The 17,450-nt window shown below is 32.6% G+C and carries 11 protein-coding genes and 1 riboswitch; of the genes, 9 read left to right on the forward strand and 2 right to left on the reverse strand.

The window, feature by feature from the left end; translation table 11 throughout:
* Positions 1–40 precede the first annotated feature (40 nt).
* Both HSACCH_RS08045 and HSACCH_RS08050 read right to left on the reverse strand, forming a co-directional pair.
* Positions 41–808: a LytR/AlgR family response regulator transcription factor gene (locus tag HSACCH_RS08045; RefSeq protein ID WP_005489088.1), complete on the reverse strand. Its 768-nt coding sequence runs from the start codon at positions 806–808 to the stop codon at positions 41–43.
* Positions 808–2,514, reverse strand: coding sequence for a LytS/YhcK type 5TM receptor domain-containing protein (locus HSACCH_RS08050; RefSeq protein WP_005489089.1), 1,707 nt, complete (start codon positions 2,512–2,514; stop codon positions 808–810). The genes HSACCH_RS08045 and HSACCH_RS08050 overlap by 1 nt, the downstream gene beginning before the upstream one ends.
* A gap of 157 nt (positions 2,515–2,671) precedes the next feature.
* Between HSACCH_RS08050 and HSACCH_RS08055 the strand changes: the two genes are divergently transcribed.
* From HSACCH_RS08055 to HSACCH_RS08100, 9 genes are all read left to right on the forward strand, one after another.
* Positions 2,672–3,559, forward strand: coding sequence for a cation diffusion facilitator family transporter (locus HSACCH_RS08055; protein WP_005489090.1), 888 nt, complete (start codon positions 2,672–2,674; stop codon positions 3,557–3,559).
* Positions 3,560–3,594: 35 nt separating this feature from the next.
* Complete coding sequence (locus HSACCH_RS08060) at positions 3,595–5,439, forward strand: sensor domain-containing diguanylate cyclase/phosphohydrolase (RefSeq protein ID WP_005489091.1); 1,845 nt, start codon at positions 3,595–3,597, stop codon at positions 5,437–5,439.
* Between the two features lie 241 nt (positions 5,440–5,680).
* Positions 5,681–6,733, forward strand: a complete 1,053-nt coding sequence (corA, locus tag HSACCH_RS08065) for a magnesium/cobalt transporter CorA (protein WP_005489092.1) — start codon at positions 5,681–5,683, stop codon at positions 6,731–6,733.
* Complete coding sequence (locus tag HSACCH_RS08070; RefSeq protein WP_005489093.1) at positions 6,724–10,473, forward strand: DUF445 family protein; 3,750 nt, start codon at positions 6,724–6,726, stop codon at positions 10,471–10,473. Before corA ends, HSACCH_RS08070 begins: the two co-directional genes overlap by 10 nt.
* A gap of 24 nt (positions 10,474–10,497) precedes the next feature.
* On the forward strand, positions 10,498–11,394 hold the full coding sequence (locus tag HSACCH_RS08075; RefSeq protein ID WP_005489094.1) for a metal ABC transporter solute-binding protein, Zn/Mn family: 897 nt from the start codon (positions 10,498–10,500) through the stop codon (positions 11,392–11,394).
* Positions 11,394–12,164, forward strand: a complete 771-nt coding sequence (locus HSACCH_RS08080) for a metal ABC transporter ATP-binding protein (protein ID WP_005489095.1) — start codon at positions 11,394–11,396, stop codon at positions 12,162–12,164. Before HSACCH_RS08075 ends, HSACCH_RS08080 begins: the two co-directional genes overlap by 1 nt.
* The gene (locus HSACCH_RS08085) at positions 12,157–12,963 is read left to right on the forward strand and encodes a metal ABC transporter permease (RefSeq protein ID WP_005489096.1); all 807 of its coding nucleotides are present in this window, start codon (positions 12,157–12,159) and stop codon (positions 12,961–12,963) included. The genes HSACCH_RS08080 and HSACCH_RS08085 overlap by 8 nt, the downstream gene beginning before the upstream one ends.
* Before the next feature lie 208 nt (positions 12,964–13,171).
* Positions 13,172–13,378, forward strand: a riboswitch (cobalamin riboswitch).
* 244 nt (positions 13,379–13,622) lie between these two features.
* Positions 13,623–16,739 carry a ribonucleoside triphosphate reductase gene (locus tag HSACCH_RS14130; RefSeq protein WP_005489097.1) on the forward strand — a complete coding sequence of 1,039 codons (3,117 nt, stop codon included), beginning with the start codon at positions 13,623–13,625 and terminating at the stop codon, positions 16,737–16,739.
* Positions 16,740–17,438 (forward strand): anaerobic ribonucleoside-triphosphate reductase activating protein, encoded by a 699-nt coding sequence (locus tag HSACCH_RS08100; protein WP_005489099.1) that lies wholly within the window; start codon positions 16,740–16,742, stop codon positions 17,436–17,438.
* Positions 17,439–17,450: the final 12 nt, after the last annotated feature.

The raw sequence follows: 17,450 nt of genomic DNA on the forward strand, positions 1-17,450 counted from the left end.
GCATCTTGACTGAATTGTAAAAATATTATACTCAATTGCATTATTTAAGATTTAAGAGTTTATTAATTTGATCAACCTTAGATCTGCTAACTGGAATTTTATGTTCTGAATAATCTTCCATTAAAACTTGATACTTACCTTTGAACCAAGGGATAACAGCTTTGATGTGTTTAAGATTAACAATATAACTCTTATGGATTCTAAAAAATTGTTCTGGCAGCATTTTTTCCAACTCTTTGAGCTGAAAACTTGTCATATAGGATTTTTTATGACAGTGAGCCCATACTTTTTTATCTTTGGTAGAAAAATAGTAGATATCTGCAAAATTTAGCATTAAATAATAATCTTTTTCCATAACAGCAATTTTATTTAAACATTCTTTTTGTTTTGAGTCATTGAGATTTGCAAATAAATTATCCAACTTCTGATTAAAAGTGTGATTAGCATAGATTTCTTTTTTTGCTCGGTCTAAACTTTCTGCTAGACGTTGATCACTAATTGGTTTTAAAAGATAATCAACTGCAGAAAGTTGGAACGCTTCAACTGCATATTCATCATAAGCGGTAGTAAATATAATATAGGGGGAATTTTTTTGCTTATTTAAAATTCTAGCTATTTCAATTCCACTAATAGCAGGGATTTGAATATCTAAAAAAAGCAGATCAACAGTATTTTCTTTTAAAACTTTAAGTGCTTTTTCTCCATCTGCTATTTCATAAAGTACTTCCAAATCAGGATCTTTTTCAATTAAGAATTTCAATTCATCTCGCGCTAGTTTTTCATCTTCGACAATCATTGTTTTGATCATCAGTTTGCTTTTCTCCTCTCAAAAAGAAATTCGGAAGGAATGTTAATTATATTTTGTGTACCCATTCCCGCTTTAGATTTAATTTCAAAATCTGCATTATTACCATAGACAGAATTCAACCTATTTTTTATATTGTTGATTCCTATCCGATCATTATTACCATTTTCAATTTCAGCAATTTTTTTATCTGTAATTCCAGGCCCATTATCTTCAATCTTGATCTGCAGTTTATCACCTGATTTTTGAGCACTGATAATAATTTTACCACCTTTTTCTAGAGGATAAATTCCATGTTTAATAGAATTTTCAATTAAGGGCTGAATTATAAAGGGTGGAATAATAATTTGTTTTAACTTATTCGGTATTTTCCATTCTACCTGCAGTCTTTTATCAAGTCTTGCTTTTTCTATATCTAAATAATCCTGACAGAATTGCATTTCTTCAGCCAGGGTAATCTGATAAACATCTCTTTTGAGAGTCCTTCTAAAAATCCCAGCAAGTTTAATCAGCAATTTTCTAGCTTCTTTCGGTTGAGTTCTGCAGGAAGCAGCAATTGCATTAAGAGAATTAAAAAGAAAATGAGGATTAATTTGAGCCTGGAGAGCCTTCAGTTCAGCTTCACTTTTAAGTTCAGCCTGTTTTGATAATTTAGCTAGTTTAATCTGGGTTGCTAGTAGATTAGAAATTCCTTCTGCCAGTTTAATATCCAGTACAGTTATTTTCTGGTTACAACGATATAGTTTAAGCAGGCCATAAATACTATCCTCAATTTTCAGAGGTGTAATTACAGCATCTGTCAGCTTACAATCCGGATGGTTACAGTTGATATCCTTTTTACTGTCAATCAATATTGTCTTTTTTTCATTTATAGCTCTTTGGCTGGCTTCAGTTTTAATTTCTTCTCCGGTCAGATGATGATCTTCAGCAACTCCTGTAAAAGCTAGCACTTTTTCTTTATTGGTTATTGCAACCGCATCAACCTGGCTTTCTTTTTTAATCATTTTAATAATTTCTGCCGCTGAACTTTGATTTATGCCATTTTGAAGCAGAGGTAAAGAACGGTCAGCAATCGAAAGAACTTTTTCTGCCTGTAAAGCTCTAATCTTTTGATTATCTTCTTTAACTTTATTTAAAATACTAATAAAAATTGCAATACCCATACTATTGCTTAAAATCATCGGAATCCCAATGATTTTAACTAGTTCTACCGCCTGAGCTAGTGGACGACTGAAAAGAACCACAATTATCATTTCAATTGTTAAAGCGAAAATCCCAATTAAAAACCCATTTTTAAAGTTTATTTCATCATTTTTATATTTTTTATAAAAAAATCCACCAATTAAACCACTGCTAGTTGTACCAATTGCACAAGCTAGTGCAGTAAATCCTCCCAACGAAAAACGATGTAATCCTGCAATTAAACCTGCTGCAACACCTACAAGTGGTCCTCCAATAATTCCTGCCATTACAGCGCCAATTGCTCTAATGTTGGCATAAGCATTCATAATTATGATACCCAAAAAAGTTCCGGTAACAGATAAGATAGCAAAAAAGATGCTGAGGAATATTTTTTCATATTTATTAAAATTATCATCAAAAATGTGTTTTACACTACTGAGACGACTTAAAATATATGCAAAAGTAGCTATAACACTCATGCTTTTAAATAAAGTAAATAATAATTCTAAAATTCGATTATTAAACATGATCCACTCCTTTAAAAAGTCAAATTTAATATCTAATTCAATGATACTACAATCTGATTTTTTATTCAAATTTGATTGATTGCTATTATTTAGCTTAATTGATATACTAAAGGGTATAGTAGAGAATAATAATATTAAAATAATTTAGGTGGTAAAAATGGAAAAAGAAAATATGCGTTATCAACAGGGTAAAAAAATATCAATAATCAGCCTTTTAAGTAATACTTTACTCGCTTTACTAAAAATATCAATAGGATTTTTTGCCAATAGCAAAGCCTTAATTGCAGATGGTTTTCATTCAGTTTCAGATATGGCATCAACTATTATTGTAATGGCTAGTATTAAATTTTCGGAAACACCAGCAGATAAAAATCATCCTTATGGCCATGAAAAAGCTGAGGCTCTTGGAACCAATATTTTAGCAGTTATTTTAATTTTAACTGCTGTTTTTCTAGGAAGAGATGCAATTTTAACAATTATGAGTGGTAATATTGCTGAGCCTGGGAGCTGGGCTTTGTTTGCCGCTTTTATTTCAATTATAGTAAAAGAATTACTATATAGATTTACTATAAAAATTGGAGAAGAAATTAACAGTCGAGGCTTGATCGCAGACGCTCATCATCATCGTTCAGATGCATTCTCATCAATTGCAGCTTTAATTGGAATTGGGGGAGCAAAATTGGGATTTAGATTTTTAGATCCGCTTGCTGGTTTAGTTGTAGCTTTTCTAATTTTAAAAGTTGGTTATGAAATTATGAGAGATACTTCTTATGAATTAATGGATGGTCGTCCAGCAAAAGGAAAAATTAATGAAATTCGAGAGTTGGCAGCAGCAATAAATGGAGTTATTGAAATTCATGATATTAAGCTGAGAAGTTATGGCCCAAATTATATTGTTGATTTAAAAATAGTTGTTGAGGATCAACTTTCAGTAGTTGAGGGACACAATATAGCCTGTCGGGTAGAAAATGAAATTATAAATAACAGTGAAGATGTAAAGGATGTAATGGTACATGTAGATCCGCTTTCCATCCATCAAAATTAAGAATTTCACTATTTTCAATATAGGAGAGAAAAGCATTGTTAAAAATAATTACTATAATAAAAGATGTAATAGAAAAAAATAAAATAAAAACTTATCTCAATCGTGCTAAAAGAAAGATTAAAAATATAGATTTTGAGCTAGTTAAAGAATTTGATGATAATCGGCAGGCAGTTAATTATCTTTATCAAAATGATGATATTGATATAATAATAGTTGAAAATAAGGCTGGAGAAATTTTTTCAGGGCTTGATTTATTAACTTTGGCAGAAAAAGAATTTACTAAATCAAGTATTATGCTTTTAAACGAGACTGACAATGAATTAGAGCTTAATTATGAAAACATTAATAATTTAACAGCTATTTTCAATAAAAATGAAAGCTATTCATTATTTGCTAATCATTTATTGCTAACAATGCTTAAGCAGCAAAGAAAAAATGATAAATTGAAAAAAGAAGAAGATAAGTTAAATGATTATCGTACAATTATTGACCATACACATGATGCGATATTTTTAGTTAAAGTTGACTGTGATAATAATTTTTATTATAAAAGAATTAATGGAACTCATCAACGTTTAACAGCACTAACTAATGAAGAGATAAGGGGTAAAAAAATTAAAGAAATTTTTGATAAAGAAGTTGCAGAAAAGTTAAAAGAAAATTACAGTAAATGCTTAAAGAAAAAAGGGAGAATTAATTATACTGAAAAATTAGATTTTCCTGCTGGGGAAAAAATATGGCAGACTACATTATATCCAGTTATGAAAAATGGCAGAGTTGAAGAAATTGTGGGAGCTTCTTATGATATCAGTGACTTAAAAGAAAAAGAGGAAAGATTAAATTATATAAAAAGATATGACAGGCTAACTGGCTTATATAATAAAGAATATTTTAATCATCTATTTGAAGAGTTGAATAAAAGTAAAAAAGATAATTTAGCATTAATTTTAATTAATGTAGAAAACTTTCATTTAGTAAATAAATTTTTTGGTTATCAGCAGGGTAATGTACTTTTAAAAGAAATAGCTTCTATTCTTGTTAAAATCAGAGGAAAAGATAAAATTGCAGCTCATTTATCTAATGATCACTTTGCTGTAATTTTGAAAAACAAAAATGATTCTGAAGTAGATCAAACACTAGATTTTATTAAAAACGAACTTGCAAAATTAAATATTAATGGAATTTATATAGATACTGCTGCAGTTTCAATGTTTAAAAGTAATAATAAAACAACTGCTCAAGACTTTTTTTGTGATGGGATTTCAAAAATAAATTTTAATAGACATAAACAGAGCCAAGAAAGTAAATTTTACAATTCATTAATGAACTACATAGAAGACAATAATTATATAAATTTACGTAATGGTGGTGAGTTATTAAAAATATCAGAAAAGGCTGCAGATTATTTTAATTTAAATCAAAAAGAAAAGACTGATTTATTGCTTTTAGCAAGGCATTATGATCTGGGTAAATTAACTCTTAATAAAAATATTGTTAAAAAAGGTGAAAAATTAACAACAGAAGAATGGGATGAATATCAAAAATATGTAATAAATTCAACAAATTTTGTGGCTTATTATCATGATTTAATTGGTATATGTAATCTTATTTATTCTCATCACGAGCATTATGATGGAAGTGGTTGGCCGGAAGCTTTAAATGGTGATCAAATACCTTATTTGAGCAGATTATTTGCTGTAATTAATTTTTACAGCAAGGTGAAATCAAATATTTACTTTCCTCTGCTTAAAGATAAATATTATTTTGGTGCTTTGGAGGATCAAGAAATCATTAAAGAATTTAATCACTATAAATCAAAGATATTTGATCCAGAAATTGTGGATAGATTCATTGATTTTTTAAATAATGAAAATAAATAGAAAATAACGAATTTAATTTGATGTTATCCACAAGTTACTAACAAAACAGGTGTTTTATCCACAGTTGTTAACATTTAATTAACAAAAATTGTGGATAAATATCAGCAGTTACCAACAACTTATCCACAATCTGTGGATATTAAAAATGATTATTACTTACAATAGGCAATAATTTGTAATAAATTACCATTTTATCAGGGTATAAAAAAATAAATGTGGATAACTAATAGGGAGGTAAAAAATGAGAAAATTTTCTCGAATTAAATCAAGTGAGATTGGTCATACACCGGGAACTTTACATGGTATAGATAAAAAAATTGATGCAGAAATTGAATTAATTCAATTTAATGCTGATCAAGTAGAGAGAAAAATGATTGAAGAATTTTCTCTAGCTACTATTGAAAATGATAATTATATTAGTTGGATTAATATTACAGGTATCCATGATGTAGAATTAGTTAAAGAGATTGGCAATTTAATAAATCTACATCCGCTTACCTTAGAGGACATTACTAATACTAGACAGCGTCCCAAAAAGGAAGAATTTGATAATTATATTATAACTATTTTAGATATGTTGAGTTATCAAGGAGAATACATAAAGTCAGAACAAGTTAGTTTAATTTTATTAGAAAATACAGTTATTACCTTCCAGGAGGCTCATGGAGATGACTTTAATCCAGTTCGGACTAGACTTGAAGAAAATAAAGGGCAGATAAGAAAGAAGAAGGCTGATTACTTATTTTATGCTCTTTTAGATTCAATAGTGGATAATTATTTTCATATATTAGAACGAAATGAAGAGGTGCTGGAAGAATTAGATGATTTGGTTGTTGCAGCTAAAACCGGACCTGATACCTTAGAAAATATACAGGATTTAAAGCAGGAAATAGTATTTTTACGTAAAACTATTTGGCCTTTAAATACTATTTTTGGTAATCTTTATCGGGTTGAATCACCTTTGTTATCTAAAGAAACAGACTATTATTTGCGTGATGTTTATGATCATATAGGTCAGTTAATGGATGAAATTGATGTCAGTCGTGATATGCTATCCAGTATGCTGGATATTTATCTTTCTAATAAAAGTAATAAAATGAATGAAGTAATGCAATTTTTAACAATAATTTCAACGATTTTTATTCCCCTTACTTTTATTGCTGGAGTGTATGGAATGAATTTTAGTTATATGCCAGAATTAGACTATAAAATTGCTTATCCAGTTGTAATGTTTCTGATGTTTGTAATTGCAATTATTCAACTTATTTATTTTAGGAAAAAGAAATGGCTCTAGATCTATTAGCAATTATTTCAGCAGCTGGTACAGGAGCAGTCACTGGTTATCTAACAAATAATCTGGCACTAAAGATGATTTTCAAAGAGTATGGACCACTTGGGGGAGTGGTTATTAAGACTAAAGAAGAATTTATTGATAGTATTTCTGACCTGGTAGAAAGGGATCTAATTAACCACCAGACTTTGAAGGAGGAATTTTCTCGTCCGGAGTTTAAAGAAAATTTTACTCGGAGCCTAAATGATTTTTTAAATATTTATTTAGATCAGAGAACTAAAGAAGTTATTTTAAGTGATCTTCCTGGCTGGGAAGAAAATTATGAACTTTTAGCATCTCTTCTTGGAAATAGTTCAGTTAAGGTTCTACAGGAAATTACAGAATATCTAACTAAGGAGAAACTTGATAAAATAATTTCTCAGTCTGAACTACAGAGTCTGCTGCAGGAAATCTATCTCAAAACTATAGATGAGGCAGAGCAAAAAGGAAGCCTTGAAAACGTCAGCCTTGGTCTTTATCAGGAACTAAAAGATAAAAAGCTGGAGCAGCTATTAAGCAGTGAGCTTCAGTTTGAGTTAAAGAATTTTATGAAAGAGGGAATCAGTTTTTTTGCTGAAAACTATCAGAATCTAGATCAGCAAAGCAGAACTGAATTTAAAGATAAAATTAAGGAGCTTTTTAATCTAGAAAATCTAGCTGGTTCTTTAATGGAAGAGCTAAAAGAAATTAAAATTAGTGATTTATTTAAAACAGCTGCAGAACTGGATGAATTGAAGCAGAATAAAATTTTGCAGAAGACTTTGAGTGAGATTTTGCTCAACTTAAAAATTGAAGTTGATAACTCTGACTTAAAAATTGAAAATTTATTAACTGAGAAGCTGGAAAAAAAGATAGTTGCAGATCTGACGGCTCTTATTAGTGAATCAGAAACTAAAATTTTAAGCTTCTTGGAGTCTGAAGCAGAAGATTTAAATAGACTTATTTTAGAATCAGTGGAGGCTGAGATTGAAGCCAGCACTGGTTTTAAGGCAATGAGCCGGCAGGGGATTTACAGTAAATACCAAGAAAACATAGAAGAATACGGTTTACCTGTAACCCATTTAAAAAAATCGCTTTCAGAAAAATTGAATTCTGAGAGCCAAGAGCTGGCAGAGTCTCTTTTGGCCAAAATTAAAGATTTTAGTTTAAAGCAGCTGCTTAACGGGGTTGATTTTAAAGCTCAGGCCGGTGAATTAGAAAATATTATTTGGGATTTTTATCAGCAAAATCAAGAAAAACAGCTGTTTGAGCTTTTCTCAGACGATGTTTTTCAACAGCAGCAGTTTGAAGAAAAAATAATTGAGTTTTTGTTTTCTCTGCTCAAGAAGTTGATTGGTAAAGAAGAATCAGTAGATTTAGTCGGTGACTATTTGGCTGAATTCAAACTGCAGGATGTGATTACTAAAGAAAATCTGATTGAAAAAAGCAGACAAAATTCAGATCAAATCTATCAGTATCTACGCCAAAATAATTTTATTGCAGGCGAGCTGAGTCAGTATCTAAATAATGAATTTTTTGCTCTCGTTAATTCCGAATTAACTGCCAATCAGTCTCAGCTTAAGCAGGAAGCAGGAAATTATTTTAAAGGTATTGAACAGAATTTTGCTGACAGAGAGTTAAAAGAGCTTTATCAATTACTTAAAGGCGAAGGAACTGTTGTTAAGTTAACTGATTCAATTACAACTTTCTTTTATAATAATCTACCTGAACTAATCGAAGGTCGGGTGGCCCAGGCAGCAGCAGCAAACTTACATCAGCTTTCTGATCAGGAAGTTCAGCAGGCGATTGAGGATTTTATGGGGAAAGAGTTAAAACCAATTACTTATTTAGGTGCACTTTTAGGTGCAGCAGCCGGTCTAATCTTTGCTTTTAGTGGGGCAGAGGCAGCAATCTTTAATTCCACCCCTCTTTGGTTGAATTATTTGAGTTCCGCTGTATTATATGGGGGTGTGGGCTGGTTAACCAATGTGCTGGCCATCTGGATGATTTTTCATCCCTATGCAGCAAAAAGAGTTGGAGGCTTAAAAATTCCATTTACGCCTGGAGTTGTAGCCAAAAACAGGAGTCGTTTTGCTGATTCAATGGGTAAATTTGTAGAAAAAGAACTGCTTAAAGCAGATTCAGCTGCAGAGATCATTGAAAAAAATCGCAGTCATATTAAAGAAACTATATTAGAGTATTTTGAGCAGAATGATTATCAGCAGTTTTTTGATCTGCTCAAAGATAATAATAATTTTTTGGCTGCCGAAGTATTGGCGAAAATTGATAAGCTAATTTTGAATTTTGATGATGAAAATCTAGCAGAGATTAAAGAACCATTTAATCAAAAACTAAATAAATATCTAGATAAAAAGCTTTCAGGAATAAATTTTGCAGAAATGATTAATTCTTATCTTGTAAATAACGAACTTGATTTGACAAGACTGCAGGATCAGCTTATTTCAAAGTTTGATCTAGGAAAAATTACAGCAGCCTTGGGGGGAGAATATAATTTTAATCTTAATTCAGCTCAGTTAAAAAAATTGCTTAAGAATAAAGAACTTTATCCCTTTTTGAAATTCATTATGCCGGAACTTTTAAATACAGAAATTGATTATAATTTAAAAGGAAAGCTAATAGAAATTTTAGAAACAAATTCTGGGTATTATCTTGATCAGGGACTGAATTTTATCAATCAGCAGCAGGAAAAAACAGCTCAGCTAATTAACTTCAAAAAAGATGAGATTATTGAGGCGGAAAAAGAGAAAAAAGGCGGGCTTTTAAAAAATACTATGATTTCAGGTGCCGTTTATATGGCTGATCTGGATGAATTTGTTGATTCCGTTACAGCAAGGGTTTTTGAACGTTTAGAAACGGAGTATTTTGTAGAAAAAAGGTCTAAGTTAGAAAATATGTATTTTAAACTGCTTGCTGAGACAAATGAGAGTGAATTTTTGAGTAGTGAAAAGATTAATTTAAGCCAGCTTTTAAGTAATTTCTTTGCTTCCAGGCAGGGATCTGATTTATTGACAGAAGTTCTTTACTTAAGTGAAGCTGAGATAAATGAGCTGCTGGAAGCAGGCTTGAGGGAGGAAAAAGAGGATTTATTTATCTTTGAGCTGGAAATAGAAGCAGATAAGATTGAGTATTTTATCAATCATCATTTAAAAATTGAACAGAAATTACAGCTTCTGCTTAAATTGAAAAATCTGATGGCAGAGGATTTAATTGAAGGGGAAGTAGAACAGCTTTTAAGTGAGGTAGAACTTAAAAGTTTTAACAGTGAACTCAGTCAGCTTTTTAAGAATAAAGAACTTATTTCTTTTGCACTAATAGATGATCAGCAGTTAAAAGAAATTTTAAATAATATTTCAGAGTTAATTAAAGAACCTGAGCTAAATGAACTCATTTTATCTCAGTCAGCAGCAGATATTGCTGGAGGAACTGAGTTGCTGTTAGAAAAAATGGACAGAGCCAGCTTAGAATATCTGCTTGAATTATTTATAGAAAGCGGAGTTGATAGCTTTAAGGCTAATTCGGAAGCTCTGCTTAAAAGTTTGGAGTTAAAGAAGTTGACAGCCGAAGAAATAAGCAAAATGAATCCAGCAGAGATTGAAGAGGTTTTTGACAGTTTTGCTGGCCGCTATTTTGCCCATCTTAAACAGTACGGGTGGTTTGGCGGGATCTTTGGTCTGCTGCAGCTTTTAATTAGGTCTTTGATTTAAACTGATAATTGGGAGATGAAAAAAATGAAAAATTTGAGTATAACAATCATTGCTTTTTTGTTATTATTAATCTTAGTTAATCTAAGTGTTGGAGCAGCTGAAGCAACAATAGCTGTGACTATTGTACCTCAGATAGAAATGTTAGAGGCCATTGCTGGAGAAAGAGTAGAAGTTATAGAGATGATTCCCAAAGGATTTAGTCCGGCTAATTACTCTCCTTCTCCATCAAAAATGAGAGCTTTTAGTGAAGCCAGCATCTATTTTTCGATTGGAGTCCCGGCAGATATGCAGAATATTTTACCACGGGCAGAAGAAAGATCTGATTTAGAAGTGGTAAAATTATTTGAAAGAATTGAAGCCAAATATCCCCACCGCTACTTTGGGGAAGAGGATGCTGATCATGGACACAGTCATGCTGGGGGCAGAGATCCTCACATCTGGTTATCTCCAGCCCGTACAAGTTATATGGTAGAAATTATGAGAGATGAATTAATAGAGCTTTTACCAGAATATGAAGCTGAATTTAAAGAAAATACAGATCAGTATTTAGAAAAACTAGCTGCAGTTGATCGGAAAAATAAAGAATTATTATCTTCATACAAAGGAGAGGCAATCTTAGTTTATCATCCTTCTTTTGGTTATTTTACCGAGCATTATGGATTAAAAATGCTGTCGATTGAAAAAGATGGTAAAGAACCTGGCCCACAGCATCTACAGGAAATTATAGAAAATGCTAAAGAACAGGGAATCCAAAATGTTTTTTATCAGGCGGAAATTGACAGTACTAAAACGAGGGCGGTAGCCGAAGAACTTGGTGGAGAAATTGTAAAACTTAATCCTTTAGCAGAAAATTATATTGAAAACTTAGAAAAAATGGCTGCAGAAATGGCCGCTGAGCTAGCAGGAAGAGATGGTCAGTAGTGGCTTATGCAGTTGAATTGAAAAATGTTTCAGTTAAATATGGTAATTTAGATGCTTTAAAAGATGTCAGTATTCAGGTTGAAGAAGGTTCTTTTTTAGGTATTATTGGACCTAATGGTGCTGGTAAAACTACTCTTTTAAAGGTTATTCTGGGTTTGATTAAGCCAGAGGGAGAGGTCAAGATTTTTGGCCGTCCTCTGAGTCAGGCAATTGATAAAATTGGTTATGTTCCACAGGTCTCTAATTTTGACCGCAGTTTTCCAATCAATGTTTTAGATGTTGTTTTAATGGCTAAACTTGGTGGGAAAGTTAGGTTTTTTCATCAATATCGAAAAGAGGATATTGAGCAGGCGGAATCTGTTTTGGATCAACTTAATCTATTGCATCTTAAGGAGAGGCAAATTGGTAAGCTTTCTGGAGGGCAGCTGCAGAGGGTTTTAATTGCCCGTGGATTGGCAGTTGAGCCAGAAATTTTGCTTTTAGATGAGCCAACAGCCAGTGTTGATGCTAGTTCAACCTCCCAAATTTATGAATTATTAAAAGAATTAAATAAGGAAAAAACAATTATTGTGGTAACTCATGATATGGCAGCAGTTTCTTCTTATTTTGATAGTTTGGCCTGTCTAAATGAAAAATTATATCATCATGGAGATAAACATCTGGACCAGGAAACAACTAAACAGGTTTTTGGCTGTCCGGTTGATTTAATTGCTCACGGTCATCCTCACCATGTATTTGCTCCTCACGGAGAGGAGGAAAATAATGATTGATGCAATTTTAAATTATCAATTTATGCAGAATGCTTTTTTTGCAGCGATACTGGCCAGTATTGTCTGTGGTTTGATTGGAACAATTATTGTAGAGAAGAAACTGGTGATGCTAAGTGGGGGTATTGCCCATACCTCATTTGGCGGAATTGGACTCGGCTATCTTTTGAATATTGAACCGATTTATGGAGCACTTGGATTTGCAGTTACTGCAGCTTTAGCAATTACTTCTATTCGGCGTAAAATTGGAACCGGCTCAGATACTTTAGTTGGAATGTTCTGGTCTTTAGGGATGGCGCTTGGAGTCTTATTTATTGGTTTTACACCCGGTTACCCCCCTGACATTTCTTCTTATTTATTCGGTGATATTTTAACAGTTCGCAGAATGGATGTCTGGCTGATGGGAGCATTAACTATCTTTATCTCGCTGGCGATCATCAGTCTTTTTAATTATTGGAAGGCGTATTTATTTGATGAAGAATTTTTGCGAGTGCTTGGAATTAAATCAACTTTATTAGAAAATTTTCTTTTCATCATGATAGCACTGGCAATAGTTATTTTAATTAGGGTTGTTGGTATAGTTCTTGTTATTGCTCTTTTAACAGCACCACCAGCAGCAGCAAGATTATATACTGATAACTTGAAGAAAATTATGGGACTGGCTATTATTTTTGGTCTAATATTTTCTTTTAGCGGTTTAACTTTTTCTTATTATTATGATCTGCCATCAGGGGCAGTGATCATTATTACTGCTGCTCTATTTTATTTTGGTTCGGTAGTAGTTAAGGGCCCAAATAAGTAGATTAAGATTATATTCTGGATTAAAATAATCTAGAAAAAATATTCTTTGTTAATTTAAAATTTGAAAAAAACTTAAAAAACAAAAAGTGAGTATTTTAAAGAAAAATCGTCTGTAATTAAGGCTCAGCTTTAAATTAGTCTAGAGATTAAAAATGAAATATTTGTTATTTACTGACAGATGTATTAAGATAAAAATAGTTAATTAAAAATTTAATAGTTTAAATAAGGGTTTCAGTCATTATTTTGGCGTTAATAGCGAAAATGATTGGTTGGATTAAAACGGGAAAGAGGTGAAAAACCTCTGCGGTCCCGCCGCCGTAAGGTTTAAAGAGTAATCAAAATTGCCACTGGGAAACTGGGAAGGCTGTTTTTTAATTGAACCGAGCCGGAAGACCTGCCTTTATTTATAAACACCATAAACTCACGGGTCATGAGGGGGTGTTAGAGCAGAAGTTTATTTAGATTTAGGAGAAATTATCTAATTTCAAATAAATTTTTGCAGCTAACTTATATTATTATCCCTTTCGTGCAGAACCTGTGCGGAGGGGATTTTTTAGTTTACATAGGTTTTGAAAATAAAGTCAGAAATAAGCAGGATAATTCAAATAAGCAGAGAAATAACTAAGTGCAAGGCGAACATAAGTTCGAAAAGGAGGAATTATGAATTTAGATTATATAAAAAAACGTGATGGAAAAAAAGTAGAATTCAAATCGGGAAAGATTGAAAATGCTGTAGCAAAAGCAGCTGCAGCTGTTGATCAGGCTGATCCTCAAATTGCTGCCGAGATAACAGCTGAGGTATTATCTTATTTAAAGATATTTTTCAAAAATGGTGGTGCAGTAGAGGTAGAACAGATCCAGGATCTAGTGGAAAAAGTTTTGATCGAAAAGGGTTATGCCGAAATCGCAAAGGCCTATATTCTTTATCGGGAGCAGCACAGCAAGCTCAGGGACAGCAAAAAACTATTTGCAGATGCAGTTAACATTATGGATGATTATTTAGACCGCAGTGACTGGAAGGTAAATGAAAATTCTAATATGAGTTATTCGCTCCAGGGCCTTAATAATTATATTGCCTCTGAGATAACAGGTCAGTACTGGCTGCAGGAGATATATCCCAAAGAGACTGCAGCGCTGCACAGCAGTGGAGATTTACATATCCATGATCTTGGTAATTTGAGTGTTTACTGCTGTGGCTGGGATTTAGAGGAACTTTTGCGGACTGGTTTTAGAGGAGTTCCCACAAAAATTGAGAGCGCACCACCAAAGCATTTAAAGACGGCTCTTGGACAAATTGTAAATTTTATGTATACATTACAAGGTGAATGTTATTCTGCAGACACTGAAGTTTTAACAGAAAAAGGCTGGAAATATTTTTATGATTTGAATGAAAAAGATAAAGTTTGTACTATAAATCCTGAAACTGATAAAATTGAGTATCAAAAACCACTTCGTCATATTGCAAAAGATTATGATGGGAAAATGATTCATTTTAGTCAGCGCAGTTTAGATATGATGGTTACTCCAGATCATAAATTATTGGTTGAACAGTATGCTCCTCATATGGAAGATAATTATTATAAAAAATTCGTTTTAGCTAAAAATTTTAACTCCAATAATAATTTTATTCCTAAACAGGGAAATTGGGAAGCAGAAAACAAGGAATACTTTATTCTGCCACCATTAAAAACAGAAGTTTATCAATTTTATGGAGATAATTATGTGGAAAAGATGTTGGAAGTTCCCAAAATTAAGATGAGTACCTGGCTTGCTTTTTTTGGCTTCTGGATTGCAGAAGGATCAGCTTATGAAAGAAAAAGAAAGATGGAGAATCGAAGTAATTACAGTGAATATATAATAACCATTACGCAGAATGAGAATCATAACGTAACTGAGCTAAAAAAGGTATTAGCAGAATTACCTTTTGAATATCATATCAGCAGATCTAGAAGGGTTAATGGCCCGGATAAACTGAATTATAGAATTAACAGTAAACAGCTTTATAACTACTTAAAGAAATTTGGACATGCAGGTGATAAATATATTCCCGAAAAAATTAAAGCCCTGGATAAGAGTCAACTAGAGATTCTATTTAATTGGATGATGAAGGGTGATGGGTATATTGGAAATGGTAATTATGAATATTATACAAAGAGCAAAAAGCTGGCTGATGATGTTCAAGAAATCATAACAAAGTTAGGTTATTGTGCAAATATCTATATAAAAACCAAGGGTGAATTTCAATGGTATGTTATCTCCCGAATCGCAACCAAAATGCATAAAATAGCTTCTAAAAATATTAATGAAATTGAATATTCAGGTAAAGTTTATTGTGTAGAAGTCCCCAATCAAACCCTGTTAGTTCGCAGAAATGGAAAAAGTGTTTGGGGAGGGAATTGTGCGGGGGCCCAGGCTTTTTCTAACTTTGATACCTATCTGGCACCATTTATAGCCTATGATGACCTTAATTATGAGGAAGTTAAACAGGCAATGCAGGAATTTTTATTTAATATGAATGTGCCGACAAGGGTTGGATTTCAGAGTCCTTTTACAAATATTACTATGGATCTTGAGGTGCCCAATTATTTAAAAGATCAGGCAGTTATAATTGGCGGCCGGCATCAGGAAAAGTGTTATGGTGAATTTCAGCAGGAGATGGATATGCTCAATCGAGCCTTTGCTGAGCTGATGATGGAAGGTGATGCCAAGGGAAGAATGTTTTCTTTTCCAATTCCAACTTACAATATAACTGAGGACTTTGAGTGGGAAAATGAAAAATTGGATCCTGTTTGGGAGATGACAGCTAAATTCGGGATACCATATTTTTCTAATTTTATCAATTCGGATATGGACCCTGAAGATGCAAGGAGTATGTGCTGCAGATTGAGGCTGGATAACAAAGAACTTCGCAAACGAGGCGGAGGCTTATTTGGTGCTAATCCTCTAACAGGAAGCATCGGTGTGGTAACTTTAAATATGCCCCGTATCGGCTATCAGGCTGAGACTAAAGAAGAATTTATGAAGAGGGTCTATTATCTAATGGATCAGGCAAAAGAAAGCTTAGAGATAAAGAGGAAGGTTCTAGAAAATCTAACTGATCAAGGCTTATATCCCTATGCAAAATTTTATTTGCGCGATATTAAAAAACGTTTTGACCTGTATTGGAAAAATCATTTTAATACAATTGGCTTAAATGGAATGAATGAGGCACTGCTTAATTTTATGGGCAAAGATATTTCAACTCCAGCTGGAAAGCGGTTTTCTGAAGAAGTAATGGAAAAAATGAGGAATCGGCTGCAGCAGTACCAGGAAGAAACAGATAATCTTTATAATTTGGAAGCAACACCAGCCGAAGGAACCGCTTATCGTTTTGCCCGCCTGGATAGAGAGAAATTTGGTAATCAAATAACTGCAGCTAATCAAGGGAGGGTGCTGGCAGAAAATGCAGATCCCTATTATACAAATTCAACTCAGCTGCCGGTAGATTTTACTAATGATATATTTACTGCTTTAGAACTGCAGGATAACCTTCAGTCAATGTATACAGGGGGTACGGTTTTTCATGGCTTCCTGGGAGAAAAAATAGATTCTATTACAGCTACAAAAAAACTGGTTAAAAGAATAGCAGAAAACTTTAAGCTTCCTTATTACACTTTAACTCCATCTTTTAGTATCTGTCCTGTTCACGGTTATCTACCAGGAGAACATAAATACTGTCCTAAATGTGAAGCAGAAGAGGAAGCAGAAGAGGCAGCTGCAGAAAGTGGGGAGAATTAAATGAAGCTGGCTGGATTGCAAAAAACTTCAGTTATTGATTTCCCTGATCAAATTTCTGCTGTTGTTTTTACTCAGGGCTGTAATTTTTATTGTCCTTACTGTCACAATAGTCAATTGATTCCGCTTAAGCTGCCTCCTGGAAAAGAATCAATGCCGGAAAAATATTTTTTTGATTTTTTAAAAACAAGAAAAAATCTATTAGATGGAGTTACAATTACAGGAGGAGAACCGCTGCTGCAGCCAGATTTGAAAGAATTTATGTTAAAAATAAAAAATGATTACGAGCTGCTGCTTAAACTTGATTCTAATGCTGCAAACCCAAAAAAATTAAAAGAGTTAATTGAAGCTGATTTGATTGATTACCTTGCAGTTGACATAAAATTTAGCTGGGCTAATTACGGGAAGCTTGCCCCAAATGATTTGATTTCAAAAATCAAAAAATCAGCTGCACTAATAATAGATTCTGATTTAGACTATGAACTTAGGACTACTGTAGTCCCTGGTTTACATGATAAAGCAGAAATAGAAAAAATTGCTCAACAAATTGAAGGAGCAGATAAATTTTTCATCCAGAATTTTAGGCCAATTAATACCCTTGATCCTGACTTAAGAAAACAGCGATCATTTGCACCATCAGAATTAGAGGAATTCAAAATAACTGCAGAAAAATATCTTGAAAATGTTGAAATTAGAGACTGATTTTATCGTGGT

Origin of the sequence: Halanaerobium saccharolyticum subsp. saccharolyticum DSM 6643, from assembly GCF_000350165.1 — a bacterium.
Classification (GTDB): Bacteria; Bacillota; Halanaerobiia; order Halanaerobiales; family Halanaerobiaceae; genus Halanaerobium; species Halanaerobium saccharolyticum.

Bases quoted from the DNA above. Each gene is read 5' to 3' on its own strand.
- HSACCH_RS08075 (WP_005489094.1), top strand. From the start codon at position 10,498: ATGAAAAATTTGAGTATAACAATCATTGCTTTTTTGTTATTATTAATC.
- HSACCH_RS08085 (WP_005489096.1), top strand. From the start codon at position 12,157: ATGATTGATGCAATTTTAAATTATCAATTTATGCAGAATGCTTTTTTT.
- HSACCH_RS08050 (WP_005489089.1), bottom strand. From the start codon at position 2,514: ATGTTTAATAATCGAATTTTAGAATTATTATTTACTTTATTTAAAAGC.
- HSACCH_RS08100 (WP_005489099.1), top strand. From the start codon at position 16,740: ATGAAGCTGGCTGGATTGCAAAAAACTTCAGTTATTGATTTCCCTGAT.
- HSACCH_RS08070 (WP_005489093.1), top strand. From the start codon at position 6,724: ATGGCTCTAGATCTATTAGCAATTATTTCAGCAGCTGGTACAGGAGCA.
- HSACCH_RS08055 (WP_005489090.1), top strand. From the start codon at position 2,672: ATGGAAAAAGAAAATATGCGTTATCAACAGGGTAAAAAAATATCAATA.
- HSACCH_RS08045 (WP_005489088.1), bottom strand. From the start codon at position 808: ATGATCAAAACAATGATTGTCGAAGATGAAAAACTAGCGCGAGATGAA.
- corA (WP_005489092.1), top strand. From the start codon at position 5,681: ATGAGAAAATTTTCTCGAATTAAATCAAGTGAGATTGGTCATACACCG.
- HSACCH_RS14130 (WP_005489097.1), top strand. From the start codon at position 13,623: ATGAATTTAGATTATATAAAAAAACGTGATGGAAAAAAAGTAGAATTC.